Annotated in this window: 22 protein-coding genes; 9 read left to right on the forward strand and 13 right to left on the reverse strand. The window is 37.9% G+C overall.

Going from position 1 to position 22,938, the window contains the following annotated elements; translation table 11 throughout:
* Positions 1-2 precede the first annotated feature (2 nt).
* The 7 genes from CXF64_RS11100 to dnaK form a co-directional block, all read right to left on the reverse strand.
* The gene (locus CXF64_RS11100) at positions 3-266 is read right to left on the reverse strand and encodes a CBU_0592 family membrane protein (protein ID WP_010553937.1); all 264 of its coding nucleotides are present in this window, start codon (positions 264-266) and stop codon (positions 3-5) included.
* Positions 267-469: 203 nt separating this feature from the next.
* Positions 470-721, reverse strand: a complete 252-nt coding sequence (locus tag CXF64_RS11105; RefSeq protein WP_010553938.1) for a hypothetical protein — start codon at positions 719-721, stop codon at positions 470-472.
* A 146-nt stretch (positions 722-867) separates the two neighbouring features.
* Positions 868-1,236 (reverse strand): response regulator, encoded by a 369-nt coding sequence (locus CXF64_RS11110; RefSeq protein WP_010553939.1) that lies wholly within the window; start codon positions 1,234-1,236, stop codon positions 868-870.
* Positions 1,237-1,327: 91 nt separating this feature from the next.
* Entirely contained in the window at positions 1,328-1,732 is a 405-nt protein-coding gene (locus CXF64_RS11115) for a DUF1761 domain-containing protein (protein WP_101217032.1), read from the reverse strand.
* Positions 1,733-1,882: 150 nt separating this feature from the next.
* Complete coding sequence (ybaK, locus tag CXF64_RS11120; RefSeq protein WP_007585460.1) at positions 1,883-2,344, reverse strand: Cys-tRNA(Pro) deacylase; 462 nt, start codon at positions 2,342-2,344, stop codon at positions 1,883-1,885.
* Positions 2,345-2,441: 97 nt separating this feature from the next.
* On the reverse strand, positions 2,442-3,581 hold the full coding sequence (gene dnaJ, locus CXF64_RS11125; RefSeq protein WP_101217033.1) for a molecular chaperone DnaJ: 1,140 nt from the start codon (positions 3,579-3,581) through the stop codon (positions 2,442-2,444).
* 202 nt (positions 3,582-3,783) lie between these two features.
* On the reverse strand, positions 3,784-5,697 hold the full coding sequence (gene dnaK, locus CXF64_RS11130; protein ID WP_008171317.1) for a molecular chaperone DnaK: 1,914 nt from the start codon (positions 5,695-5,697) through the stop codon (positions 3,784-3,786).
* Positions 5,698-5,937: 240 nt separating this feature from the next.
* On the opposite strand from dnaK, the gene CXF64_RS11135 reads away from it, so the two are divergent.
* On the forward strand, positions 5,938-6,735 hold the full coding sequence (locus CXF64_RS11135; RefSeq protein ID WP_101217034.1) for a thioesterase family protein: 798 nt from the start codon (positions 5,938-5,940) through the stop codon (positions 6,733-6,735).
* Here CXF64_RS11135 and CXF64_RS11140 read toward each other — a convergent pair.
* Positions 6,724-7,263 carry a substrate-binding periplasmic protein gene (locus CXF64_RS11140; protein WP_423810672.1) on the reverse strand — a complete coding sequence of 180 codons (540 nt, stop codon included), beginning with the start codon at positions 7,261-7,263 and terminating at the stop codon, positions 6,724-6,726. The two genes, CXF64_RS11135 and CXF64_RS11140, sit on opposite strands and share 12 nt — an antisense overlap.
* Before the next feature lie 360 nt (positions 7,264-7,623).
* Here CXF64_RS11140 and CXF64_RS11145 point away from each other — a divergent pair, with 360 nt between their 5' ends.
* Genes CXF64_RS11145 through CXF64_RS11155 form a run of 3 tightly spaced genes read left to right on the forward strand, consistent with a single transcriptional unit; the run spans position 7,624 to position 11,050 of the window.
* A complete protein-coding gene (locus CXF64_RS11145; RefSeq protein WP_010553945.1) occupies positions 7,624-8,790 on the forward strand; it encodes a paraquat-inducible protein A in 1,167 nt (388 codons plus the stop codon).
* Positions 8,787-10,442 carry an intermembrane transport protein PqiB gene (gene pqiB / locus CXF64_RS11150; protein WP_007582433.1) on the forward strand — a complete coding sequence of 552 codons (1,656 nt, stop codon included), beginning with the start codon at positions 8,787-8,789 and terminating at the stop codon, positions 10,440-10,442. Before CXF64_RS11145 ends, pqiB begins: the two co-directional genes overlap by 4 nt.
* Positions 10,442-11,050, forward strand: a complete 609-nt coding sequence (locus CXF64_RS11155; protein WP_007582431.1) for a PqiC family protein — start codon at positions 10,442-10,444, stop codon at positions 11,048-11,050. Before pqiB ends, CXF64_RS11155 begins: the two co-directional genes overlap by 1 nt.
* On the opposite strand, the gene CXF64_RS11160 is transcribed toward CXF64_RS11155, so the two are convergent.
* On the reverse strand, positions 11,047-11,553 hold the full coding sequence (locus CXF64_RS11160) for a GNAT family N-acetyltransferase (RefSeq protein WP_101217035.1): 507 nt from the start codon (positions 11,551-11,553) through the stop codon (positions 11,047-11,049). The genes CXF64_RS11155 and CXF64_RS11160 overlap by 4 nt on opposite strands.
* Positions 11,554-11,870: 317 nt before the next feature.
* On the opposite strand from CXF64_RS11160, the gene CXF64_RS11165 reads away from it, so the two are divergent.
* Entirely contained in the window at positions 11,871-13,253 is a 1,383-nt protein-coding gene (locus tag CXF64_RS11165; protein WP_007582429.1) for a Na+/H+ antiporter NhaC family protein, read from the forward strand.
* Positions 13,254-13,501: 248 nt separating this feature from the next.
* Here the strand turns inward: CXF64_RS11165 and CXF64_RS11170 are convergent, their stop codons facing one another.
* Positions 13,502-16,384, reverse strand: coding sequence for an insulinase family protein (locus CXF64_RS11170; RefSeq protein ID WP_101217036.1), 2,883 nt, complete (start codon positions 16,382-16,384; stop codon positions 13,502-13,504).
* 238 nt (positions 16,385-16,622) lie between these two features.
* Between CXF64_RS11170 and CXF64_RS11175 the strand changes: the two genes are divergently transcribed.
* Complete coding sequence (locus tag CXF64_RS11175; RefSeq protein WP_101217037.1) at positions 16,623-17,039, forward strand: MAPEG family protein; 417 nt, start codon at positions 16,623-16,625, stop codon at positions 17,037-17,039.
* 67 nt (positions 17,040-17,106) lie between these two features.
* Here the strand turns inward: CXF64_RS11175 and CXF64_RS11180 are convergent, their stop codons facing one another.
* Complete coding sequence (locus tag CXF64_RS11180) at positions 17,107-17,847, reverse strand: peptidylprolyl isomerase (protein ID WP_101217038.1); 741 nt, start codon at positions 17,845-17,847, stop codon at positions 17,107-17,109.
* A gap of 248 nt (positions 17,848-18,095) precedes the next feature.
* Here CXF64_RS11180 and CXF64_RS11185 point away from each other — a divergent pair, with 248 nt between their 5' ends.
* Together CXF64_RS11185 and ushA are read left to right on the forward strand one after the other, a co-directional pair.
* On the forward strand, positions 18,096-18,281 hold the full coding sequence (locus CXF64_RS11185; protein WP_101163566.1) for a hypothetical protein: 186 nt from the start codon (positions 18,096-18,098) through the stop codon (positions 18,279-18,281).
* Positions 18,282-18,368: 87 nt separating this feature from the next.
* Positions 18,369-20,000 (forward strand): bifunctional UDP-sugar hydrolase/5'-nucleotidase UshA, encoded by a 1,632-nt coding sequence (gene ushA / locus CXF64_RS11190; RefSeq protein WP_101217039.1) that lies wholly within the window; start codon positions 18,369-18,371, stop codon positions 19,998-20,000.
* A gap of 26 nt (positions 20,001-20,026) precedes the next feature.
* Here ushA and CXF64_RS11195 read toward each other — a convergent pair whose 3' ends face one another.
* Both CXF64_RS11195 and CXF64_RS11200 read right to left on the reverse strand, forming a co-directional pair.
* Entirely contained in the window at positions 20,027-20,971 is a 945-nt protein-coding gene (locus tag CXF64_RS11195) for a hypothetical protein (protein WP_101217040.1), read from the reverse strand.
* A complete protein-coding gene (locus CXF64_RS11200) occupies positions 20,964-21,830 on the reverse strand; it encodes a hypothetical protein (RefSeq protein WP_029751213.1) in 867 nt (288 codons plus the stop codon). The genes CXF64_RS11195 and CXF64_RS11200 overlap by 8 nt, the downstream gene beginning before the upstream one ends.
* A 251-nt stretch (positions 21,831-22,081) precedes the next feature.
* On the opposite strand from CXF64_RS11200, the gene CXF64_RS11205 reads away from it, so the two are divergent.
* Positions 22,082-22,936: a S1/P1 nuclease gene (locus tag CXF64_RS11205; RefSeq protein WP_007582418.1), complete on the forward strand. Its 855-nt coding sequence runs from the start codon at positions 22,082-22,084 to the stop codon at positions 22,934-22,936.
* Positions 22,937-22,938 lie beyond the last annotated feature (2 nt).

Below are 22,938 nucleotides of genomic sequence, written 5' to 3' on the forward strand. Positions count from 1 at the left end.
AATTAATTTGTAGCTAATGTTGATCTATTTTTAACATATTTATATAAGCCAATTAACGACGCTGCAATCCAAAATATCTCGATTACAAAGCTCGCTAAATTAAAGTTATAACAAAGGCTAATTAACAGTAAAATTGCCCCTGTTAAATTCATCATATTATACGTTAAGCTAGCTGGAGATGTTTTACCTAGCTGCAGTAAAAAAAATGAACCAACTACTAAAAAAGTACCTGTCATGCCTATGATGTCAAATAAGAGTGCTATCACGAAACTATCCTTTATCCATTTTTAAATAACCCAATAAACTGGCCCGATCCATGGGGAGGGTATTTTTTCATTCATTGAAACAGCAAACCAGGCGATTCTATCAATATGGTAAATTCTAACAAGGCCATATGTCCGCATGCACAAGGCTTTATACTTATTCGCTTAATTAAGTATTATTGCGGTTTAGTATTACTTCATATACCTTATTTAAAGGTTACTTTGCCGCCAATTATTTTATAGGCCGGCGCACCGCGAATAATCGCTTCTCGGGCAAATGGCCGGCTACAGTTAGGGCAAATACAAGCCTCTGTTGTAAAGTCTTGGCTAATACGCTCTTTAAAGCACTTAATTAATGCTCCTTTTCCCCCTTTTCGATATTTAAATAAAGAGGCTTTACAAGCAGAGCAAAAAATATCAACCGTTTTAGTAGGGCCTTTTTTGTTGGGTTTTGCCATTACGTCCTGCGGTATTATATAAAGAGTAATTAGCAATTATATCAGTTTAGATGGGTAAAGGTTACCACCTCTGACTTAGAATTTAGATACGGCAGACTTAATCTATAAAGCCCCATTACATATAACCTTTATAAAATAAACACATCCTAATCTTTAAAAAAGAAGCGGTTTAACTGAGATGACAATACATTCATATTAAAAGGTTTGACTATAAACCCTGATACTTTAGCTGCAATAACTTGCTTAACTTTATCTGTACTGTCTTCACAAGTAACCATTAAAACGGGAATATCAGCGAGTTCTTTATCTTTTCGAATGTTAGTAAGTAAACTAACGCCATCCATTTTTGGCATATGAAGGTCAGTAATAACCAAATCGAAATGCTGGTTGCGCAGAAATACCAAAGCTTGCAATCCATCAGTTGCTTCAACGATATTGCTATACTCTAGTTTTCTAAGCATATTAATTAATACGTGTCGCATGAGTGGCATATCATCAACAACTAATATTTTCATTAGTTTCTTTACCAAATTGTATAATGGGATTATATAAAACTACTCTACTCGTAGATAAGGATCAAATTTGGATTTGCTGATTATTTAAATCTTACGGCCATATCCCTAAAATGAGCCCCATTAACGAAAATTGTAAAATATGGTACCCCCCGTTAATTAAAAAAAGCTTTAGAGGGCGTTGCTCAAATATATAACTTAATCCTAATGAGCTACTAATCCAAAAAAAGCCGATCACGAAGCCGGCTCCTATACTTTCACCTACGCTTGCATCCTTACCTAAAAAAAGAGATAGCATTAAAGCCGCTATAAAAACTAAAAAAAAACTGCCACCAAATATCAACTTAGGGTTAGCCGATTGTAAATCCAGATCAGTTAAGCCAATACTTTCTAGCCATGCATTTTTAAAGAGAGCTTTTGAATACCATATACCGCCAAGCATAAAAGAAGACAGTGCAGCCACTAGTATCGCAAAATAATCTACATCTAAAAGGTTCATACAAACAGCCGTATACAAAAAGTGTAATACCGTTTGGTATTAAATATTAACGGTATAAAGATACTCCCAATGTAGTTATAAATAGGGGATTGAGCAAATAGCCTAACTTAAATTAATTTTTGGTATAGAAGATAATTATAAAAATAAAATTTATAAATCGCCAAATTTTGCATTGGTCAATAAGGCTAAATCAGTTGGCGAGAGTGCTATTTCTAAGCCTCTTTTTCCGGCGCTCACATAAATAGTGTCAAAGAGAGAAGCACTGCTATGAATAAACGTAGCTAGACGTTTTTTTTGTCCAAGCGGACTCACCCCTCCTAAAATATAACCGGTACTAACTTGTACTTTTTGTGGGGCAGCCATAATTACTTTTTTAGCCCCACATAATTTAGCTAACTGTTTTAAATTAACTTGTTGAGATACAGGCGTTACAGCAACAATCAGTTGCCCTTCATGTGTTTCAAGTACTATGGTTTTAAATACTTGTGCACTGTCTAAATTTAACTTTTCAACGGCTTCAAGCCCGTAGTGGCTATTATTCTTATCGTGCTCATAACTGAGTACTTCAAAGGTTTTTTTTTGCTTTTTAAGTAGATCTATTGCTGGTGTCATGCTGTTTCATCTTTTTTATTCACAGTAACAAAAATTAAGTTTAAAGCAAAAAAAACGACGCTAAAAGCGTCGTTTTTTGGTTCATAATAATTTAAATTTATTTAGTTAAATCATCAAAAAACTTTTTAACACCGTCAAAAAAGCCTTGCTCTTTAGGACGGTTTTTAGAGCTATCTGTGCCCATGCTTTCATCTAACTCTTGAAGTAGTTCACGTTGACGCTCGTTAAGATTAACTGGCGTTTCGATTACCACTTTACAAATTAGATCGCCTTGTGCACCACTGCGTACAGACTTAACACCTTTGCCACGCATACGGAACATTTTGCCCGTTTGAGTTTCAGACGGTATTTTAAGTTTTGCACGACCATCAAGTGTTGGCACCTGAATTTCGCCACCTAGGCCTGCTGTAGTAAAGCTAATTGGTACTTCACAATATAAATTATTCGCTTCACGTACAAATATTTCATGTTCACGAACCGATACTTGCACGTACAAGTCGCCCGACGGCGCGCCATGCATTCCGGCTTCGCCTTCACCCGTTAAGCGAATACGGTCGCCTGTATCAACGCCAGCTGGAATTTTAACTGAAAGCGTTTTAGTTTTTTCTACGCGGCCTTGTCCATGACAACTGTTACAAGGGTCTGAAATAATTTGACCTTGTCCCTGACACGTTGGACACGTTTGCTGAACAGCAAAGAAACCTTGGCGCATTTGCACCTGGCCAGCACCATTACATGTAGTACATGTTTTAGGTTTAGAACCCGCTTTAGCACCACTGCCATCACATGGCTCACAACCAACCCATGTAGGTACTTTAATTTCAACTTCTTTACCACGAACAGCTTCTTCTAAGCTTAAGTCCATGTTGTAACGTAAATCAGATCCACGTTGTTGACGAGATTGACGTCGACCACCGCCGCCACCAAAAATATCGCCAAATACATCGCCAAATACATCACCAAAGTCGCCATGTCCGCCACCAAAACCACCGTGACCACCGCCACCACCTTGTTCAAAGGCTGCATGACCATGTTGGTCATACATTTGACGTTTTTGATCGTCGGTTAGTATTTCGTACGCTTCTTTAACTTCTTTAAATTTTATTTCGAGATCTTTATCGCCTGCGGTACGATCTGGATGATATTTCATCGCTAAGCGTTTATACGCTTTTTTTATGTCTCGCTCACTCGCATCTTTGCTTACGCCGAGGACTTCGTAATAATCGCGTTTTGACATATCTATCACACTACTCTTTTCTGTTTACAGCGTAAGCTGCTGGATAAACCGATAAATCGCATCGATTTATCATTGAATTTTTAAACCTTGAATACATGCAAAAGGCGCGACAAGCTATTGCTCGCGCGCCTCAATTGTTCATCCTAACCTAAACACCTAACTGAGTTAAGTGTTTTTGGCTAGCGAGAAGCGGTAGCAACAATTACTTGTCGTCTTTCACTTCTTCGAACTCTGCATCAACAACGTCGTCGTCTTGCTTAGTTGACTGTTGTTCGCCAGCGTCTGCTGAACCTTGCTGTGCTTTCGCTTGAGCAATTTCCATTAGTTTTTGAGACTTTTCAGCAAGAGCTTGAGTTTTAGCTTCAATCTCTTCTTTATTGTCGCTCTTAATTGCAGCTTCTAAATCTACAACAGCAGCTTCAATTGCTTCTTTGTCTTCGTTTGGTAATGCATCGCCAGCTTCTTCAATTTGCTTACGTGTACCGTGAACTAAAGCGTCAGCTTGGTTACGAGCAGCTACAAGTTCTTCAAACTTTTTATCGTCTTCAGCATGTGCTTCTGCATCACGAACCATCGCTTCAATTTCGTCATCGCTTAAGCCTGAAGATGCTTGAATCGTAATCTTTTGCTCTTTACCTGTATCTTTATCTTTCGCAGATACATGTAAGATACCATCGGCATCAACATCAAATGTTACTTCGATTTGTGGTGTACCACGTTGTGCTGGACGAATACCTTCTAGGTTAAATTGACCTAGAGATTTATTGTCGCTTGAACGTTTACGCTCACCTTGAAGTACATGAATTGTTACAGCAGATTGATTATCTTCAGCTGTTGAGAAAGTTTGCGATTTCTTAGTAGGAATCGTCGTGTTTTTCTCAATCAATGCAGTCATTACTGAACCCATTGTCTCAATACCTAGAGATAATGGAGAAACGTCTAGTAATAGTACATCTTTAACGTCACCAGCAAGTACACCACCTTGAATCGCTGCGCCTACGGCTACTGCTTCATCAGGGTTAACATCTTTACGAGGCTCTTTACCGAAGAACTCTGCAACGATTTTTTGTACTAAAGGCATACGTGTTTGACCACCAACAAGAATAATGTCGTTGATGTCGCTTACTGATAAATCAGCATCAGCAAGTGCACGTTTAAGTGGCTCAATTGTTTTAGTTACTAAATCTTCAACTAGTGACTCAAGCTTAGCACGTGTTAGTTTCACGTTCATGTGCTTAGGACCAGATGCATCAGCAGTTACATACGGAAGGTTTACTTCTGTAGACTGTGCAGATGAAAGTTCAATTTTTGCTTTTTCAGCAGCTTCTTTAACACGTTGCATTGCAAGCGGATCATTTTTAAGGTCTAAGCCTTGATCTTTCTTGAATTCAGCTACTAAGTAGTTGATTACGCGGTTATCGAAATCTTCACCACCTAAGTGAGTGTCGCCGTTTGTAGCAAGTACTTCAAAAGTGTGCTCACCTTCAACTTCATCAATTTCAATGATTGATAAATCGAAAGTACCGCCACCTAAGTCATATACTGCAACTACGTTTTCGCCACGGTTTTTATCCATACCGTAAGCAAGTGCCGCAGCCGTTGGCTCATTGATAATACGTTTAACTTCAAGACCCGCAATACGACCAGCATCTTTCGTAGCTTGACGTTGTGAATCATTAAAGTATGCAGGTACTGTGATTACGGCTTCAGTTACTTCTTCACCTAAGAAGTCTTCAGCTGTTTTCTTCATTTTTTTCAGTACTTCAGCAGAAATTTGTGGTGCAGCGCGTTTTTCGCCGCCCGCTTCTACCCATGCATCGCCGTTATCAGCTTTAACAATTTTAAACGGCATGATGCCGATATCGCGTTGTACTTCTTCGTCTTCAAAGCGACGACCAATTAAACGCTTAATTGCAAATAATGTGTTTGTCGGGTTAGTAACCGCTTGACGCTTAGCAGATTGACCTACTAATGTTTCGCCGTCTTGCGTATAAGCAATAATAGACGGGGTTGTGCGATCGCCTTCCGCGTTTTCAATAACACGTGCTTTGCCACCATCAAGTACTGCAACACAAGAGTTTGTAGTACCTAAATCTATTCCAATAATTTTACCCATGAAATCTCTCCAACTTCAATATTCGTTAAACGTTCGATGACTAGTAAATAGGGTTGCTCCAAACTTATTTCAACTGTAAAAATGAAAAAAAATTCATTTTTTGTGATTTATTTACAAAATAACCCTAATAATTGTAAGGAATGGTGATTTTTACACCGCCAGGGACGCCTTTAATTACTGGTCTGACTAGTTTGATTGTGTTATAAATTTATTAAATCGCACTACAAAAGGATATCTTCTATGCATTTTAAGCAACTACTTCAACAAGCGGAAAATACAGAACAATTAAATAGTACAATGCAATTTCCAGAAAACTGGTGCCAAGGCAGAACTGCTTTTGGTGGGCTTTCAGCCGCACTGTTGTATCAAGCAATCAGAGGCAAGGTAACGGATGATCGTCGCTTACTTTCACTCAGTACTAATTTTGTAGGGCCATTACTTGCCGATACTCCTTTTTCATTGTCTGTTGAAATACTGCGCCAAGGTAAAAGCAGTACACAGGTACTCGCCAAAGCGATTCAAAATGAACAAGTGTGCGTAATTGTACAAGCGTGTTTTGCTAAAAGTAGAGAGTCGGGTATTAATGTGCCTGTTTCGAAGTCTTTGGGTTTAAAGCCAGTAGATGAGCGCCACACGTTACCTTTTATAAAAGGTCAGATGCCTGAATTTTTCCAACATGTTGATTTATGCCCCCAACAAGGTGCTATGCCATTTAGTAGTGCAGAAACTTCTCATTTAGGTGGCTGGATGCGCTTTAAACATACGCCCGAACAAATAACTGAAGCCCATGTGATTGCACTTACCGATGCATGGCCGCCAACACTTTTACAAATGTTTAAACAACCCGCTCCTGCAAGTAGCATGTCGTGGTATTTAGAATTTGTGCAAGAGCCAAACTTAACACCTGGAGAATGGCTTGGCTTTGAAGCAATCACTCATCATTCAAAAGATGGTTACGGTTTAGAAGATGGCTTTATATGGTCGCAGTCGGGTGAGCTAATAGCGCTTACACGTCAAACAGTGGCTTTATTTGATTGATGAATGGGTTTGGCCTTCATCAACAATCCTTTTATAAGTACCATTTTGCTTGATGAGCGCCAAACCAATATCAAACTCAGTAGCTAAAACGAGGTTATTAAAATAAGCAGGTCGATCTGCTTTTGGAAATAATGTGTAAATTTGTACAGCTTCGGGGGATTTATGTTGATTGTAGTAATAGTAAAAAATACGCTTATCTAACACAATTACATCAACCCAACCTTTTAACAGCTTATCTACCTGCGCTTTTTGATTAATAACCTCTTGATATGAGCTAAAGTGTTTAACATTCCTTTTAAATATAGGAGGCAGATATGCCGTTGCATTTTGAAAAGCAAGAACGTTTTTATTAAACATGTCTTCTATTTTATCAATGTTATATTTATTTCGCTTGAGTGTAATAGCTACATTTTCATAACTAAGTACCGTTTTACTTGGATAAATACCCGCACTAATTCCTCCAGCATAATTTAAAAGTATATCTACTCCTTTATTATGTAATTGATGCTCAGCGCGTTTGTTCGACATATATTGCACATTAATATTAGCAAAACTATTGGCCTTTAACGCGGCTTTTATTAAATTTAGGTGTATACCCGAGTCCGTTTTTACAAAAACATAGGGTGGAATTGATGCGCTCGCAGCGATCATTACCTCTCGCTCTTTATTAATAGCCACAGCAAATAAAGAGCCACATTAATATGTAGTAAAAATAATATTTCACACGCTTCCTTTATATAACGAACAGCTTGATGGCAGAACGCGTTGTATTAATGTATTAAATATAGCAAAATTGAAGAAATATTCTTCTTGCTTGGTATTAAATTGCAAACTGTATGCCCCTGCTGCGATCTGATCATAGATATACCTCGCATAATCGCAAAACAAATGGCGATATGCCCACATTGTCACCATAAACTTTGCGAAGCCGATGTTAATCACGATAGTCGTATAGTTGCACTAAGCTTTAGCGCACTATTAATGCTGCTGAGCAGTATGTTTTACCCTTTTATTTCTTTTAGCAGTAGTGGTATTACTCAAACTATTACTCTGCCCGACGCGGCTCGAATTTTATTTAATTACGATAGTGAACTGCTTGGCTTATTTATTGATTTAAGCATTATTGCTCTGCCTATGGGTTTGCTTCTTATTTTAATTCCTTTGCATCTTGGGCTTTTAAAAACATTACCAGAGGGCATAGCAAGGCGACTACTAAAGTTCACCCTTGCGTTAGAACCGTGGATTATGTCGGAAATATTTTTAATTGGCGTACTTGTTAGTATGGTTAAAATCATGTCGCTGGCTGATATTAGCTTTGGCACGAGTTTTTGGGCTTATGTGGGGTTTGTTATTTTATACATAGCCGCGCTTGTTCACTTAAATCGCCCACGCTTATGGGCTCAAATAAAGCCTGTAAAAGTACTCGAAGGCGCAGAGCATGCTAAACGTGCAATAGATGAAAATATTAAAGCCTGCCATGTGTGCCACCAACTATGTACCGGTAATATTTGTCAGCGTTGCCATACAAAAACGCACGTTAGAAATCCTTACAGCGTACAAAAAGCAGCAGCTTGGCTAATTACCTCTGTTGTTTGTTATATTCCAGCTAATGTTTTGCCTATTATGCATACCACTAGTCTTGGGGATGAATCCCCTTCGACTTTAATTGGTGGTGTTATTACTCTTTGGAAAAGTGGCTCCTACCCTATTGCCGCTATTATATTTTTAGCCAGCGTTGTGGTGCCACTTGCTAAAGCTTTTGTATTGAGCTTTTTATGCTTTATGGTAACGAGACCTGCCAATAGACATACAAAAAGTTACACCCGAATTTATCAACTGACTGAGTTTATTGGAAAATGGTCGATGATAGATGTATTCGTGGTTGCTATTTTAGTTGCCTTAGTTCAACTGGGTAATTTAATGTCAGTAACACCAGGATTAGGCATTGTATTTTTTACAGTTATGGTAATATGCCAAATGATGGCTGCCCATGCCTTTGACCCACGCTTGTTGTGGGATTCCCCTAAAAACAAAAAATCAGAGAACAAAGCATGACCGAAACTGCCGAAATAACAAAAGAACCGAAAATTTCCGCTATCTGGATCATTCCGGCAATTGCGCTGTTAGTGGGCATGTGGATGTTATACCAATACCAAGCAAATAAAGGCCCTACAATTTTTATCGAAATGCCACAAGCTGAGGGCATTATTGCAGGTAAAACTGAAATAAAAGTGCGCAGTGTAAAAATAGGTCAAATTGATCATGTTCGACTATCAGACACCCAAGACAGCGTTATTGCCCGTGCGCAAATAGACAAAAACTACAATAACTTATTAACCGATGATGCCAAAATTTGGGTCGTAAAACCACGCATTGATGAAACGGGTATTAGCGGAATGAGCACGCTATTGTCTGGTGTATATTTAGAGTTTTCACCCGGTGAAAGTAAAGAGCTAAAAGAGCGTTTTAAATTACAAGACGAACCCGCCCTCATTGGTAAAGATGTGAAAGGTGGCCGTTTCAAATTAATGAGTTACAACGCTGAAGTGCTTGATGTGAGTACCGGTATATTTTTCAAAAATTACAAAATAGGGCAAATAGAAACCGCCACTTTTGATTGGGAAAACCAAGCAATGAAGTACGGCGTATTTATTAAAGAACCTTATCAAAATCTCATCACCATGAACTCTATTTTTTGGGTGAACGCAGGGATTGAAATTGACCTATCTGCCGATGGCATCAATATTAATACGGGCTCTTTAAGTAAACTTTTAAAAGGCGGTATTTCGGTTGGCTTACCTGAGCAACAGGCCCCGGGTGAAATAGCACAAGATGGGCATAGCTTTTCATTAAGCCAAAGCTATAAAGAAGCGCTAGAAGAGCGCTTTTACGATTTTGATTACTACCTCATTGAATTTGAACAATCAGTTCGAGGACTACGCACAGGTGCTCCTGTCGAATATAGAGGTATGCGTGTAGGTACTGTTGTTGAAACCCCTGCCAATGTAATTATTGACGGTAAACCTGCCCACTTTAGAAACCATAATACGGCGGTTCCAGTACTTATAAAAGTAGAATACGGACGCTTGTATCACGACAGTGCCTCAGCTAAAGAGTATTGGCAAGGTAGTTTAAAAGGCTGGATTGAAAGTGGTATGCGCGCCTCGTTAAAGCCTGGTAATTTATTAACGGGTGCAGTATACGTTGATTTTGATATATACCCAGATGCACCGCAAGCACACCTAGGTAAACTTGTGCAGTATGATGTTTTTCCGAGTATTTCTAGCGGCATAACCGTATTAGCAGACCAAGTCTCTGACGTACTTAATAAAGTAAATAACTTAAAAGTTGAAGATAGCTTAGAACAAATGCAAGCCACATTTACCGATTACCGAGCGCTTGCTAATGAAATGCGAGAGTTACTAAGCCAAAAAGATACACAAAACTTACCAGGCGACTTTAATCGTAATTTCGAAAAGATGACAAAAAGTATGGAGCAGTTTGAAGTAACTATGCGCCAATTTGATAAAACCATGGCCAGTTACCAAGCAGGCTCTGAACTTCATCATCAAATACAGCAAACATTAAAAGAGTTTAAACGTTTAAGCGAGGGCCTACAGCCTCTAACTCGCGGATTAAACGAGCAACCTAATATGCTAATTTTTGATAAATCATTACCAGCAGATCCAAAACCAAGGAAGCAATAATGAAATCGTTATTTTTAACTGCAAGTTTATTATTACTATTGGCAGGTTGTAGTTCATCAATACAAACTGCGACACAGTATTACCAGTTTGAGCAGCCTATTGGTGCCTCGTCTCGAAATGTGACAGACACAGACGCACAATTAAGAATACAAACAGTTGTACTTAGAGGTGCTTTAAATAATTTAGGTATTGCTATGAAAATAGATAGCAACCAAATTCATGCCGCAAATTACAACCTGTGGGGCGAATCGCCGGATGTAATGCTCACTGCAACAGCCCAGCAAACTCTTTTTAATGCTATGCCAAATTGGATGGTAATAAAGGGCTTGCCGGTCATTACTGAACTCGATCAGCAAACGTTTTATGAGCTTGAATACGAAATTCACCACTTTAATGGCGACATGGAAGGTAACGCTGATATTTCAGGGCTTTGGCGTTTATATTACACACACCCTGAAACAGGCCGACGTCTTATAAGTATTCATAATTTTTCAAACCTAGTGCCTATAGATGATGATGGATACGACGGTTTAGTTTCAACGCTTGAAGCAACATGGCTAAATATAAACCTAAATGTTGCAAAACAAATAGAACAAGCAAGACTTTAATCATTAAGCGAAAATATAATTACGGCGGTTTGATCATTATTGATAACCGCCTTGCCCTCTATTTTAAAGCCCAATTTTAACAACACATTCTGCGATGCCCTATTATCTGGTGATGTTATTGCACACAATTTTGTAATTCCAAATTCATGCTTATGGCGCAAAAGTGCGCTGGCCGCTTCAAAAACATAGCCCTTTTTTTCAAAACCGCTTACAAGTGCAAAACCTAAATCAGGTTGTTGTAACGCTGCTCGTTTATAAAACCCAACAACGCCAACCACTACAGCATTATGCAAAGTAATAACATAAGGCCCAAAGCCTTGGTATTTATGAGAAGCAACAAATGACTGATTGATGTATGACTTGGCATCATCAAGGGTATAAATTGCTTTATCACCAATGTGCTCTATAAAACTAGCCTGATTAACTAGCTTAAGTAAAATAGCTGCATCAAGCTCATTTGCATGGCGTAACAACAGACGATTTGTTTTAAGTACGGCGTTCAATGTAAGTTCCTCTAAAAAACTTTGTTTAGCATGTAAATTTTTGTTGACTGAAATTAAAAAGCGGATTATTTTTGCGCCGATGTTTTTACAGGCACAACAATAGCGGTTTGCACTCCTTGCACCGTCTGGCGCCAAAGCCAACGCGTTTCATTTAAACAGCTATTTAACATAACTGTTTATGTGTCCCTCCCACGCGTACAAAAGCAGTGACTTGGAAAATGATTTAACAACAAACTTATCATCTTCTTTGTTTTTGTATAAGCAGCTTGAAAATTAATTTAATTTTGATGCATGCTTTTAATTTTGTGAATACTTAAATGCTTGAACCTTCTGCGTTGAGTTTACTACCACCGTTAGTGGTGGTTGTATTGGCTGTTGTATTACGCCGCCCTATTTTATCTTTACTTATTGGTGCTTTAGTTGGTTTAGTTATAGCCGATCCTGCACAGGTACTTACTAACTTTGCGAGTACATCGCTAAAAGTGATGACAGACGAAACCATCGGCTGGCTAATACTTGTATGTGGTGGTTTTGGCGCTTTAATCGCACTGTTAGTGCGCACAGGTGGCGCATCAGCTTTTGGCAAGCTAGCTCTTAAGTACACCAAAGGTAAGCGTTCATCGTTGTTTATGACCTTTTGTTTAGGTGTGGTTATTTTTATTGATGACTACTTAAATGCGCTTACTGTGGGTGAGACCATGAAACGCATTACCGATAAATTTAAAGTTAGCCGTGAGATGCTTGCCTATGTTGTAGACTCTACTGCTGCACCAATTTGTGTGCTTGTCCCTTTATCTACCTGGGCGGTATTTTTTAGTGGCTTATTGGTAGATAACGGTATTGCTGAAGAAGGCAAAGGTATTGCTGTTTATATTCAAGCTATTCCGTACATGTTTTACGCGTGGTTTGCAGTGCTTGTTGTTTTACTTGTTGTGTTGGGTGTTATTCCTGCGATTGGTCCAATGAAAAAAGCAGAACAAATGGCGCAAATTGAGCAAGCTCAAGTCGATCCAGCTCAATACAATAACGTTCAAACAGCAGATGAATACGCAGTAAAAGCAGCTGAAGAAAACTTTGAAGACGCTGATCCTAAAGGTAAATTACGTAACTTTTTAGTACCGATTATTTTACTGGTTGCGTTTACGGTTTACTTTGAAATAGACGTATACAAAGGCTTACTAGCAACAATGGCGGTCACTCTCCCGTTTTATGCGCTACAAAAATTAATGAGCGTAAGTGAAATGATTGAGCGCATGCTTGATGGCTTTAAAAGTATGATCCCCGCGATTGGTACTGTTATAGCGGCGTTTATATTCAAAGACGTATGCGACTTAATTGGTTTGCCTCAGTTTGTTATTGGTAGCTTAAGCCCTTATATGACCGCAGCATATTTACCAGCCGTGGTATTTATTTCAATGGCTATTTTAGCGTTTGCAACAGGGTCTAGCTGGGGTATTTTTGCTGTATCAATTCCGATTGTTATGCCACTGGCAAATGCGGTTGATGCAAACATACCACTGGTCATTGGTGCGCTATTATCGGCTTCTTCTTTTGGTAGCCAAGCGTGTTTTTACTCAGATTCAACCGTACTCGCAGCGCAAGGCTCTGGTTGTAATTTAATGAGCCATGCCGTTACACAATTGCCTTACACGCTAATTGCTGCGGCATTAGCTGTTATAGGCTTTTTAATAATGGCTTAAATATTATACCAATCCGCAATAATACTTAATCATTTTGCGGGGCTAAACGTGTCGCTACCTGCGTTAAAAAATTTTCATTTAGAACAACTAAATAGCGAATTTTTTGCCTAGCTATCAACACGTTTTTCCATCCTCAAAATAGATCACTTAATTAAGCGAATTGGTATTATTAGTAAATATAGTGAGATAAATAATAAACCCCAATGTATTACTACATTGGGGTTTATTTTTAGCTGTATAAATAAAGCTTATTTTTGTAGTTTAATACCATTGTAATAGGCATCAAGCGTTGTGATTTTAGTTTGATTTGGTAAATCGGCAAAGTCACTTTCTATAAACTTAGTACCACGTAATTGCACATTTAAACGTGCCGCATTAGGATTAAGCATTGTTTGCTTGTAGTAGTCTTTTATACCTGCAAGCGTTACTTTTTCAACTTCATCAATCAGCTTTTGCTTAGAATCAAAGGTAAAATTTTCACGGTACCAATCGTTTATAAGTGGGCTCATTTCGTCACTTAAGTTTTTAGGCTGCTCTTTAAGCGATACTAGGGTTGAATTTTTAAGCTGCTCAAAAGTCTCTTCGCTCATGTTATCAAGTTCAACTGCGTATTCTTTTTTAAACTTATCAAAACGAGCTTGTATTTCTTTAGGACCTTTAACCGGTGTTTGAATATACAAACCAATTGCTGAGTAATCCTCGATTGGGCGAGCTAATGCACCTACTGCGTATGCAAGTTGCTCCTCAGTACGCATTTTATCAAACGCAACTGTTCTAAAGTGGCTTTGTAATACAGCCGCTTCTGCTTTTTGTTTGTAACCCGCAACAGGGTGAACGGTCATATCAACCACCGCTACATCGGCTACATCAATATCTTTTTGCAGTACCAGCGTTTCGCCCGGTTGTGGCAACCATGCTTTGCTTCGCGCAAATTCACTGCGTTTATGGTTGCTTGGTAATGTTGCACTTAATTCGTCTGCAATCGCGTCTATATCTTGCTGATTGTAGTTACCGTAACTAAATACGCGTAAATCGTTTTGTGCAAACGTAGCTGTTTTTAATTGTGCTAAGTCGGCAACACTCACTGAGTCAGCGGCTTTAATAAGCGCGTCTGTATCAAAACCACCTGTACGCGTTAGTTTTGAATACTCGCCAAATGCTTGTGCATAAGGAAACTGTTTTTGTTGGTTTAGTAAATTACGTTTAAAGCGATCAACTGCTTGGCTAAATGCTTGTGCTGTTTCATCGGCTTTTAATCCGGTTAAAGCTTGTTTAAGCAATACATCTTGTTTATCTGTGAAACCACTCATAGATAAAACAAGACCATTACTCGGCGCAAGGCTTACACTCATACCAGCGATTGCTGCTTCGGTACTTAACTGACTTTGTTGAATATTGTATAAATCAGCCCAAACAGAATAAAGTACTTCTGCTTTAATATCGTTCAAACCTGGTTGAGTATTTATATAAACTTCAACAAGCCCTTTTGGCTGCTCTGCAAATTTTTGACTTGCTTGGCGCCATACTTTTACACCATTTTTATCGTAAGCAAGCTCAGGGTGTTTTTGCTCTTTAAATGCTTGAGTTTTTATTGCAAAATTTTCAGGCAATAAATTGTTTACAGTTGGTAGTGCTAACTTAAATTCGCTTGGTTTTTTCCAGCTGGCAATTTCATCATCGCTAATATCACTAATGCGGTATTTGCCGTCGTAAAAGTGTAGTTGCGAGTCAGTCTCTTCTTGTTGCGATACATACCAAATACGAAGAGTATCGGCATTTAACTGCTCAAGTACTTTATTTACAGCATCAGCGTCAAATTTTGCATAATAGTAAGGTGCATTAATAGCGTGATTTAACGGATAGTCTTGCATGCTTTGCGTAAGTGAACTTACATAATTAAACTCATCACCTTTTTCTAAAAACTTAAACTGGTTATTTAGTGATGTACGAATTTCGTTGAAGTACTTGCTATCAACGCCCTCTTTTTTAATTAAATCGATGTACTGCATAATAGTCGCAACTATTTCGTCACGATTTTTCATGCCTTCATCTGTAAGCTCTGCGTTTACGTTTAATGACCCGTAGTTACCATATTGATTTGGTGCAGCTGAAGCTGACAACTGAGATACCCACCCTTTGTCACGAAGTAGTTGCGCTGGGCTGCCCGGCATTTCATTACTTAGTAAATACGCTACAAATCGGTTTGGTTTAAGCGCAAATTCGCTATTATTATTAGCAATGGTGAAATCAAGTTGTAGCTGTTTTACATCTTCATTTGGTGCATAAAACACACGTTTTCCGCCAGCGTCATCAAAATCAACTTTTGCAGTCACTGTTGGCTTTTCTATGTTTTTATTTTTTATATCAGCAAAGTATTTTTGTGCTTTTTGCTCCATTTCAGCAATAGGTAAATTAGAAATAAGCGCTACTTTCATAACATTTGAAGAGTAATATTTATTGTAAAAATCAACGGTTTCTTTGTGAAGCGAACTGTTTTCTTTATCGCCAAGCGTTTCTAGGTTACCAATTAAAAAGCGATTAGCTGGGTGATCGCCCATCATTTTACGCGCGAGTTTAAATTGACCAAAAAAGTCCATTTCGCGGCGCATTGACCACTCTGCGTTTACTGCATTTTTTTCTTTGTCTGTGTATTCAGGGTATAACTTAGGTGCTTTGAAAAAGTCGGCAAAACGGTCTAGCCCTTCATCAAACGCGTCGTTATTAATTTTAAACATGTAATTAGTAATATCGAGCCAAGTATACGCATTGTGCGCGCCACCATTTTTGGTCATAAAATCAGAATACCCTTTTGTATCTGGGTAACGATCAGTGCCTAAAAACAGCATGTGTTCTAAATAATGCGCCATACCCTGTTGCGACATCGGGTCGTGTAGTAAACCTACACCTACACTTAGTGCCGCTGCTGACTTTTCAGCACCAGGATCAGACACTAAAATAACTTCAATGTCGTTTGCTAATTTAAGTGTTTTATATTCGCGGTTATCGTTAGGACTTACAACTAACGTGTCTGATAATAAAGAGGTCGGAGGCGCCACAGAAACCGAAGCTGTATTTGAACAACCACTTAAAACTGCAAGTGCGATAGCACTAAAACCAATAATCTTTTTCATTTTTGTTTTCCATTAAAAAGTATTGCGCAAAATAGCATGCGCCAATTCAAAGCAATATAGTTAAGCTAAACTAACATTTTCAATTAATAACTTTCTACAAAATAACGCTATTTTGTGTAACACATTGTGAAAAATGTCTTCATAATCGGCTATTAGTTGCGAGTCTGCCAACCTTCGAGATTAAAAATCATTCAATATCAAAAGATACACAAACTCTAAATAATAATAAGGAAAAACAATGGAAAAAATCATCATACTTGCCATGTTTGCACAAGTTACGCTTTCACTGGTTGTCATGCTCATTATGGGTAAAAGGCGCTTTGCAGCAGCTAAAAACAAACAACTAGATTTAAGCGATTTTAAAACAATGCAATTAGATAAGGCTGGCGACACTATTAGGGTTGCAGATAGAAACTTTTCAAATCAGTTTGAAATACCTGTGCTTTTTTACGCGGGGTGTTTACTTGCACTACAGCTTAATAGCGCCAGTACACTTGTGGCTATACTGGCCTGTTTATTTGTAGCAACACGTATTGTGCATAGTGTTATTCATTTAGGTGAAAATAACGTACGAGCACGTTTTAAAGTGTTTTTACTAGGTTGTGTTTGTGTGTTTTCAATTTGGCTTGCGATGATTTGGCGAGTGTTACTTTAAATAGCAAAGTTTAATAATGGTAATGTGGGCGGCTGGTTTACGCCATCCACATTACCGTTAATTTTAATTATTTAGCACGTTTTAAACGAGGAACCGCAAGTAAAAAAGCACCTAAAAGCCAAATTAATCCGCCGCCAGAACTGCTACCTGAATCTGTTGATGTGTCAGAATCAATTAGCGTATTTTCAGTAACAGTAAGACCTGCAGCTGAATTAGGATCATCATCCATTACCGCCACGTTTTGAATAGTCACTAAATTAGCACTGCTAATTGTTACATCAGTGCTTGCACATTGTTCAGCAGTAATACCAACAACGGGTGTTTCACCACAGTCTACTAATGCTGCAATTTTATCTAACGTTGATTGGCTTGCTGCAGTAATTTGTCCAAACACAGTAAAGCCACCGTTTTGGGTATCAAGCGCAGCACTGTTATCTGTGATATTAAAAAACCACTGGCTTGTTGCACTATCAGCATCACCCGATAATTTAGCCATCGCAATGGTGCCCTTAACATTAGAAAAAACGGGTTCATTTTCTACAGCAGGTTTTGTGGTAATCGCATCTAGCGAGTCAGAAAATGTAAATCCCCCCCCTTGAATAACAAAGTTACTAACAGAGCGGTGAATTACTGTTTCGTTATATGAATCGTCTTGAACGTAGCTTAAAAAATTTGCAACTGTTTTAGGTGTTTGTTGATCAAACAAGTTAATTTCTATGACACCTTGGCTCGTGTTCATTTCGACAATAGTGGCAGCACTTGTAAAGCTTGCTGCGGCGAGTACTGAGCCAAGTAAAAGTTTTTTCATGTTGTATTCCTGTTGTTATATTTTTAGATAATTGTTAATGCGTTAACACATTAATGCCATAGGCGATTAAAATCGATTCTAAAGTGCGAGTTGATACAAATTAGACCGTGTTGATAACAAATTAATTACATATACCATTGCTTATATTCTTTTTAGCTATATAAATCTAATTATTTAAAATTAAATCATCTTAAGAGTATGGCTACTTTTTGTTACCTTTAAAAAACACAAAACAACAGGATCTTATAATGTCACACACTAAACATGCAATTTGCGACTTTGGTTTACACAAAGGCGAACCCTATACAAAACTGCCAGCAAGCTTTTTAACCTGGATGATAGGTACTAATCACCACAAGCGAGAGTATGCGAATACGGAGTTGAAGCGTCGTGAACGTGCTGCCACAAACCAATTAACAGCCCCTTCCAAATAAAATGTAAATAAGTACGTTTTTTTAGCATGGAACTAGTTTAAACTAGCTGCCTGATAAATTAAGTAGACCTTAATCCATAGGTATTTTATGCGTATAATTATTTTATTTTCGGTTATTTTTAGTGTACTCGGATGCACATCTCCTGCTCCTGAATCCGTGTTTAGCGCTACCCCGACTAAATATTTAACTGTTCTTCATACTAATGATAACCACGGGCGTTTTTGGCAAAACGAAAAAGGCGAATACGGTATGGCCGCTCGCAAAACGTTAATTGACTCTTTACGCAATAAAGCTCAAAAGCAAGGTCATGCAGTATTACTACTCTCTGGTGGTGATATAAATACAGGTATTCCTGAGTCAGACTTACAAAAAGCAGAGCCTGACTTTAAAGGTATGTCGCTGATTGGTTACGATGCAATGGCATTGGGTAATCACGAATTCGACAACCCTATTGATGTATTGAAGCAACAGCAAAAATGGGTGAACTTTCCTTTTCTATCAGCCAATATATTTGAAAAAGAGTCAGGCGAACACGCGTTTGATAGCTATAAAATATTCAAAAAGAATGGATTAACTATTGCTGTTATTGGTTTAACAACAACCGACACAGCTAAAATTGGTAATCCTCAGTATATTGGGCACTTAGAGTTTAAAGACCCTGTTGACGTTACAGCAAAACTAGCGAAAGAAATAAAAGCTAAGTACAACCCTGACATTACAATCGCCCTGACTCATATGGGTCATTATGTTGATGCTAGCTTTGGTATTAACGCACCCGGTGATATAACACTTGCTCGCTCACTTCCTGCAAACACGCTAGATATGATCATTGGTGGCCACTCTCAAGAACCTGTATGCATGAGCGATACAAATGTAAATGACGATAGCTTTAAACCAGGTCTTGCCTGTAAACCAGACCAACAAAACGGTACTTACATTATGCAAGCCCATGAATGGGGTAAATATGTTGGTAAAGCTGAGTTTAAGCTTGAAAACGGAAAATTAACGTTACTAGACTACAAACTGATGCCAGTTAATTTGTATGTAGATAAAGTACAAGCTGATGGCTCAACTAAAGAAGTGTTAGCAAACGAGTACATTAAACCAGACTCAAAACTTGAATCTTATTTAGCGGTATATCAAGCAAAAGGCGCTAAACAAATTGAAGGTACTATAGGTGAAGTAGATGCTCGCTTAGAAGGTGACAGAAACAAAGTTCGCTACCAACAAACAAATCTTGCACGCGTAATTATTCAAGCTCAAATGGATGTAGTAAATGCAGACTTTGGACTAATAAGTGGTGGTGGTATTCGCAGCTCAATAGAGGCTGGTGAAGTGAGCTATAAAGATATTTTAAAAGTACATCCTTTTAAAAATCGTATTACTTACATGGATTGGCAAGGCAGTGATTTATGGGACTATTTAAATACAGTAACGAGCTTCCCACCGGATGCTGGCGCTTATTTGCAATACCATAAACTATCGTTTGAGCGTAAAAATAATCAGTTAGTTAATGTTGTTATTAACGGCCAACCTTTGAACAAAAATAAAACATATAGAATGAGCTTAAATAGCTATAACGCATCAGGCGGTGATGGCTATCCTGCGCTTACAAATAAAAAAGGCTTTGTTAGTACAGACGAAACAGATGCCCAAGCACTTCAAGATTTTATATCAAAAAACAGCCCTCTTAAAACGGCTGAATTTACTCCTAAATAGCCTCTAATAATAGGAAAGTAACCTTGTTACTTTCCTATTATTTCAATACTGCCCTTTTTAATATTTGCCAGCCCATAACTATGCAGACGAGAGCGAGAACCCTCCCCGTATGCTTTAGGTGGATAATATAACTCTTTTTCTTCAGGATACTCACTGAGTACTTCATCTAATGCAGCACGTACTTCGCTCAGGGTTTTTTCTAGGCTATTATTAAAGTTAGGCCTTTTTCTAACCGTATGGCCGAGTTCGACCAACCTATAAAAATACTTGTTAGCAAGCTCTAGCAGCTCCTCTGGCACATCTTTATTATGACTAAGCGCTACATCATCGTTATTTGTACAATACTCTACAAGTGCTAAATAAAAGCACAATGGCTTATTGGCTAAACACATTTTTTGTTCTGTATTACAACTACTTGATAATGTTTTATCGTTAAGGTCAACAATAAGTATCAGCGGCGTAGGTTCTTCAATTGATTGATGCTGTGCATTATTAAACCGCTTATTGCTTTGTTTAATAAACGCAAATTTCACCCAAAAACTAATCAACACACTTAATACTAAAAATATAAAATAGTAAATAAAATGACTCAATGTAAAGTGGGTTTGTTGGACGTTAAATACAACTAATACGAACCCATTACTAGTGCTCAAACTACGTATTATTTGGTGTGAGTTTACAGGTGTTACCATTTCGTTTTTTGGTGCAATAGCAACAACTTTGAGCTCGTTCGAATTAATGTAGCTGTTTAAAGTTTTAATGTAGCTGTTAACTGCATCTTTATTACCTGAATGCTTTAGCAGCTCATTCGATAAATCGAGTAATGGTAAGTCGAGTGCTATTTGCCTTTCTATCTGCGTAATTTTTTGTTTAGCTACTTGCTGGCTTTTTTGAGTTACAGAAATATAAAAGACTGACGATAAAATAAAAAATAAACTTATAATAACAAGTAGTTGCTTATACTTACTCATCACCAGCCTCCTCTTTTAAGCCTACTAAGCTGGCACCACAGCGCCAAAATGGTTGGACATTTTGATAGTAATGCAAACTTTGATCTTTAGACATATCAAGCAAATTTTCCTGCACTGCGCATAATAAATCTGTGTTGTTTTGCTGCATTTTTAAATACCATCTTGTTCCAGAAATATTATTACTCAATGGCGTAATATAGTTTTTTGAAAAACGTTTTTCGTCGCTCTCTTTCCAAAACGAAGCAATAATATCTACTTTTCCATTAGCGAGTAAATCACGTAATTCGTTATGAGAGCTAGCATAAGTGATTTTCAAATTGGCTAAATTAATATCCAACTCTTTAAACGTTTGCTTTGGTAAAATATGCCCTGATCGGCTGGTCGGATAATCAAGCAAACCTATGCGCTTATCTAAAAAGTATTGTTTAGTGACTCGAGGTTTTTCTTTAGAAGATATAAAAAAAGCCGTGTAGTCAGAAAAACCAACAACGGGCTGGTAGTTATATGTCGACTCTGCTTTAAAGGCTGCCATAATATTGTTTTTAGCCAAAATTAAGTCAGCAATTCCTTTACCCACAAACTCAAAGCTGTCTGCCGTTCTATACCCCCAATACCCTTTTACAGAGCCATATTGCTTAGCCACCACGTTATCAGAGCATAACTTTTGTGTTAATAACTTAGCTATTTTTTTTGATTGCGTAAAAACAATTAATTGGCCTTTGTTACTTGTTGCAGTTGTTTGACACTCTGTTGAGGTTTCGATCATAACTGGAAAGTGTAATTCATCATTGTATACACTAACTTGACCGCAAACCCACGTAACGACCAACAATAGAAACAAAAATGTAACAATTAACATTTTGTGCAACACGATATTTTTAAAATTCAAAGCAATGCCACTCAAAAATAGACTATATAGTGCATTTGAACAATTTCGCTTACTTATTACAACAAGTAATTTTACCTGTTAAACATAACCTATTGATTTAAAAGTAATGTGAATAAGAAACTATGAATTTTAATGAGTCCTTCCTATCAACACCAAAAGTAAGGACAATTGACCGCATTAGCCTGTAGCAACGCCATGAAATATTCATTAAGGAAGTTCTAATGCATAGCAATATAAAGTACTCGATATCTTCTGCGCTTTTGATTAGTGCAATATTTACAAGCACTGACTCACATGCTTGGGGTCAAAATGGCCACCGCATTGTAGGTAAGATTGCAGAATCTCATATAAGCGAAACAACTAAAGCGGCAATACAACCCTACCTTGATGGTGAATCACTTGCACAAATATCAACGTGGCCTGATGAAATGCGCTCTGCCCCTGGCGAGTTTTGGCAAAAGCAATCATCTCGTTGGCATTATATTAATGCAGCACCAGGAAAATCTTTCAGCTTCAATCACGATCACACTAAAAACAAAGAATCTGTAAGTAATATCCTAGAAGGCATTCACTATTCAATGCAAACGCTCACTGATAAAAATAGCACCTTAGATGCTAAACAGTTCAGTTTACGTTTTTTAGTACATTTGGTCGGCGACAGTCACCAACCATTTCATGCTGGTCGAAGTGAAGATAGAGGTGGCAACCGTATTAAGGTTTCATTTTTTAACGAAGAAACAAATCTTCACAGCCTTTGGGATACAAAGTTAGTTGAGAACGAAAATTTATCGTTTACTGAGTACGCACAATTTATTGATACAAATAACAGCGAGTTAATTGCTGAGTATTTACAAAGCTCACCTATGACATGGGTTGAAGAATCTCATAATTTAGCCACAAAAATTTATAAATATACCAACAACGAAATTGGTTATAGCTACATATATAACAATACTCCAATTATAAAGACGCGCTTACAACAAGCGGGTATTCGATTAGCTGGATTACTAAATGCCTTATTTGACCCTTCTGCAAAAGAGTTAGAAACGGCACTGAAAATGACGACTGACAAATAAAC

The sequence above is a fragment of the Pseudoalteromonas sp. GutCa3 genome (assembly GCF_002836155.1).
In the GTDB taxonomy this organism is placed as follows: Bacteria; Pseudomonadota; Gammaproteobacteria; order Enterobacterales; family Alteromonadaceae; genus Pseudoalteromonas; species Pseudoalteromonas arctica.

Excerpts from the sequence above, each read along its gene's own strand:
- CXF64_RS11110 (WP_010553939.1), bottom strand. The coding sequence starts at position 1,236 with ATGAAAATATTAGTTGTTGATGATATGCCACTCATGCGACACGTATTA.
- CXF64_RS11170 (WP_101217036.1), bottom strand. The coding sequence starts at position 16,384 with ATGAAAAAGATTATTGGTTTTAGTGCTATCGCACTTGCAGTTTTAAGT.
- CXF64_RS11205 (WP_007582418.1), top strand. The coding sequence starts at position 22,082 with ATGCATAGCAATATAAAGTACTCGATATCTTCTGCGCTTTTGATTAGT.
- CXF64_RS11155 (WP_007582431.1), top strand. The coding sequence starts at position 10,442 with ATGAAATCGTTATTTTTAACTGCAAGTTTATTATTACTATTGGCAGGT.
- CXF64_RS11180 (WP_101217038.1), bottom strand. The coding sequence starts at position 17,847 with ATGAAAAAACTTTTACTTGGCTCAGTACTCGCCGCAGCAAGCTTTACA.
- dnaJ (WP_101217033.1), bottom strand. The coding sequence starts at position 3,581 with ATGTCAAAACGCGATTATTACGAAGTCCTCGGCGTAAGCAAAGATGCG.
- CXF64_RS11140 (WP_423810672.1), bottom strand. The coding sequence starts at position 7,263 with ATGTCGAACAAACGCGCTGAGCATCAATTACATAATAAAGGAGTAGAT.
- CXF64_RS11195 (WP_101217040.1), bottom strand. The coding sequence starts at position 20,971 with ATGAGTAAGTATAAGCAACTACTTGTTATTATAAGTTTATTTTTTATT.
- CXF64_RS11105 (WP_010553938.1), bottom strand. The coding sequence starts at position 721 with ATGGCAAAACCCAACAAAAAAGGCCCTACTAAAACGGTTGATATTTTT.
- CXF64_RS11200 (WP_029751213.1), bottom strand. The coding sequence starts at position 21,830 with ATGTTAATTGTTACATTTTTGTTTCTATTGTTGGTCGTTACGTGGGTT.
- CXF64_RS11165 (WP_007582429.1), top strand. The coding sequence starts at position 11,871 with ATGCTTGAACCTTCTGCGTTGAGTTTACTACCACCGTTAGTGGTGGTT.
- CXF64_RS11145 (WP_010553945.1), top strand. The coding sequence starts at position 7,624 with ATGGCGATATGCCCACATTGTCACCATAAACTTTGCGAAGCCGATGTT.
- CXF64_RS11135 (WP_101217034.1), top strand. The coding sequence starts at position 5,938 with ATGCATTTTAAGCAACTACTTCAACAAGCGGAAAATACAGAACAATTA.
- dnaK (WP_008171317.1), bottom strand. The coding sequence starts at position 5,697 with ATGGGTAAAATTATTGGAATAGATTTAGGTACTACAAACTCTTGTGTT.
- ybaK (WP_007585460.1), bottom strand. The coding sequence starts at position 2,344 with ATGACACCAGCAATAGATCTACTTAAAAAGCAAAAAAAAACCTTTGAA.
- CXF64_RS11185 (WP_101163566.1), top strand. The coding sequence starts at position 18,096 with ATGTCACACACTAAACATGCAATTTGCGACTTTGGTTTACACAAAGGC.
- CXF64_RS11115 (WP_101217032.1), bottom strand. The coding sequence starts at position 1,732 with ATGAACCTTTTAGATGTAGATTATTTTGCGATACTAGTGGCTGCACTG.
- ushA (WP_101217039.1), top strand. The coding sequence starts at position 18,369 with ATGCGTATAATTATTTTATTTTCGGTTATTTTTAGTGTACTCGGATGC.
- CXF64_RS11175 (WP_101217037.1), top strand. The coding sequence starts at position 16,623 with ATGGAAAAAATCATCATACTTGCCATGTTTGCACAAGTTACGCTTTCA.
- pqiB (WP_007582433.1), top strand. The coding sequence starts at position 8,787 with ATGACCGAAACTGCCGAAATAACAAAAGAACCGAAAATTTCCGCTATC.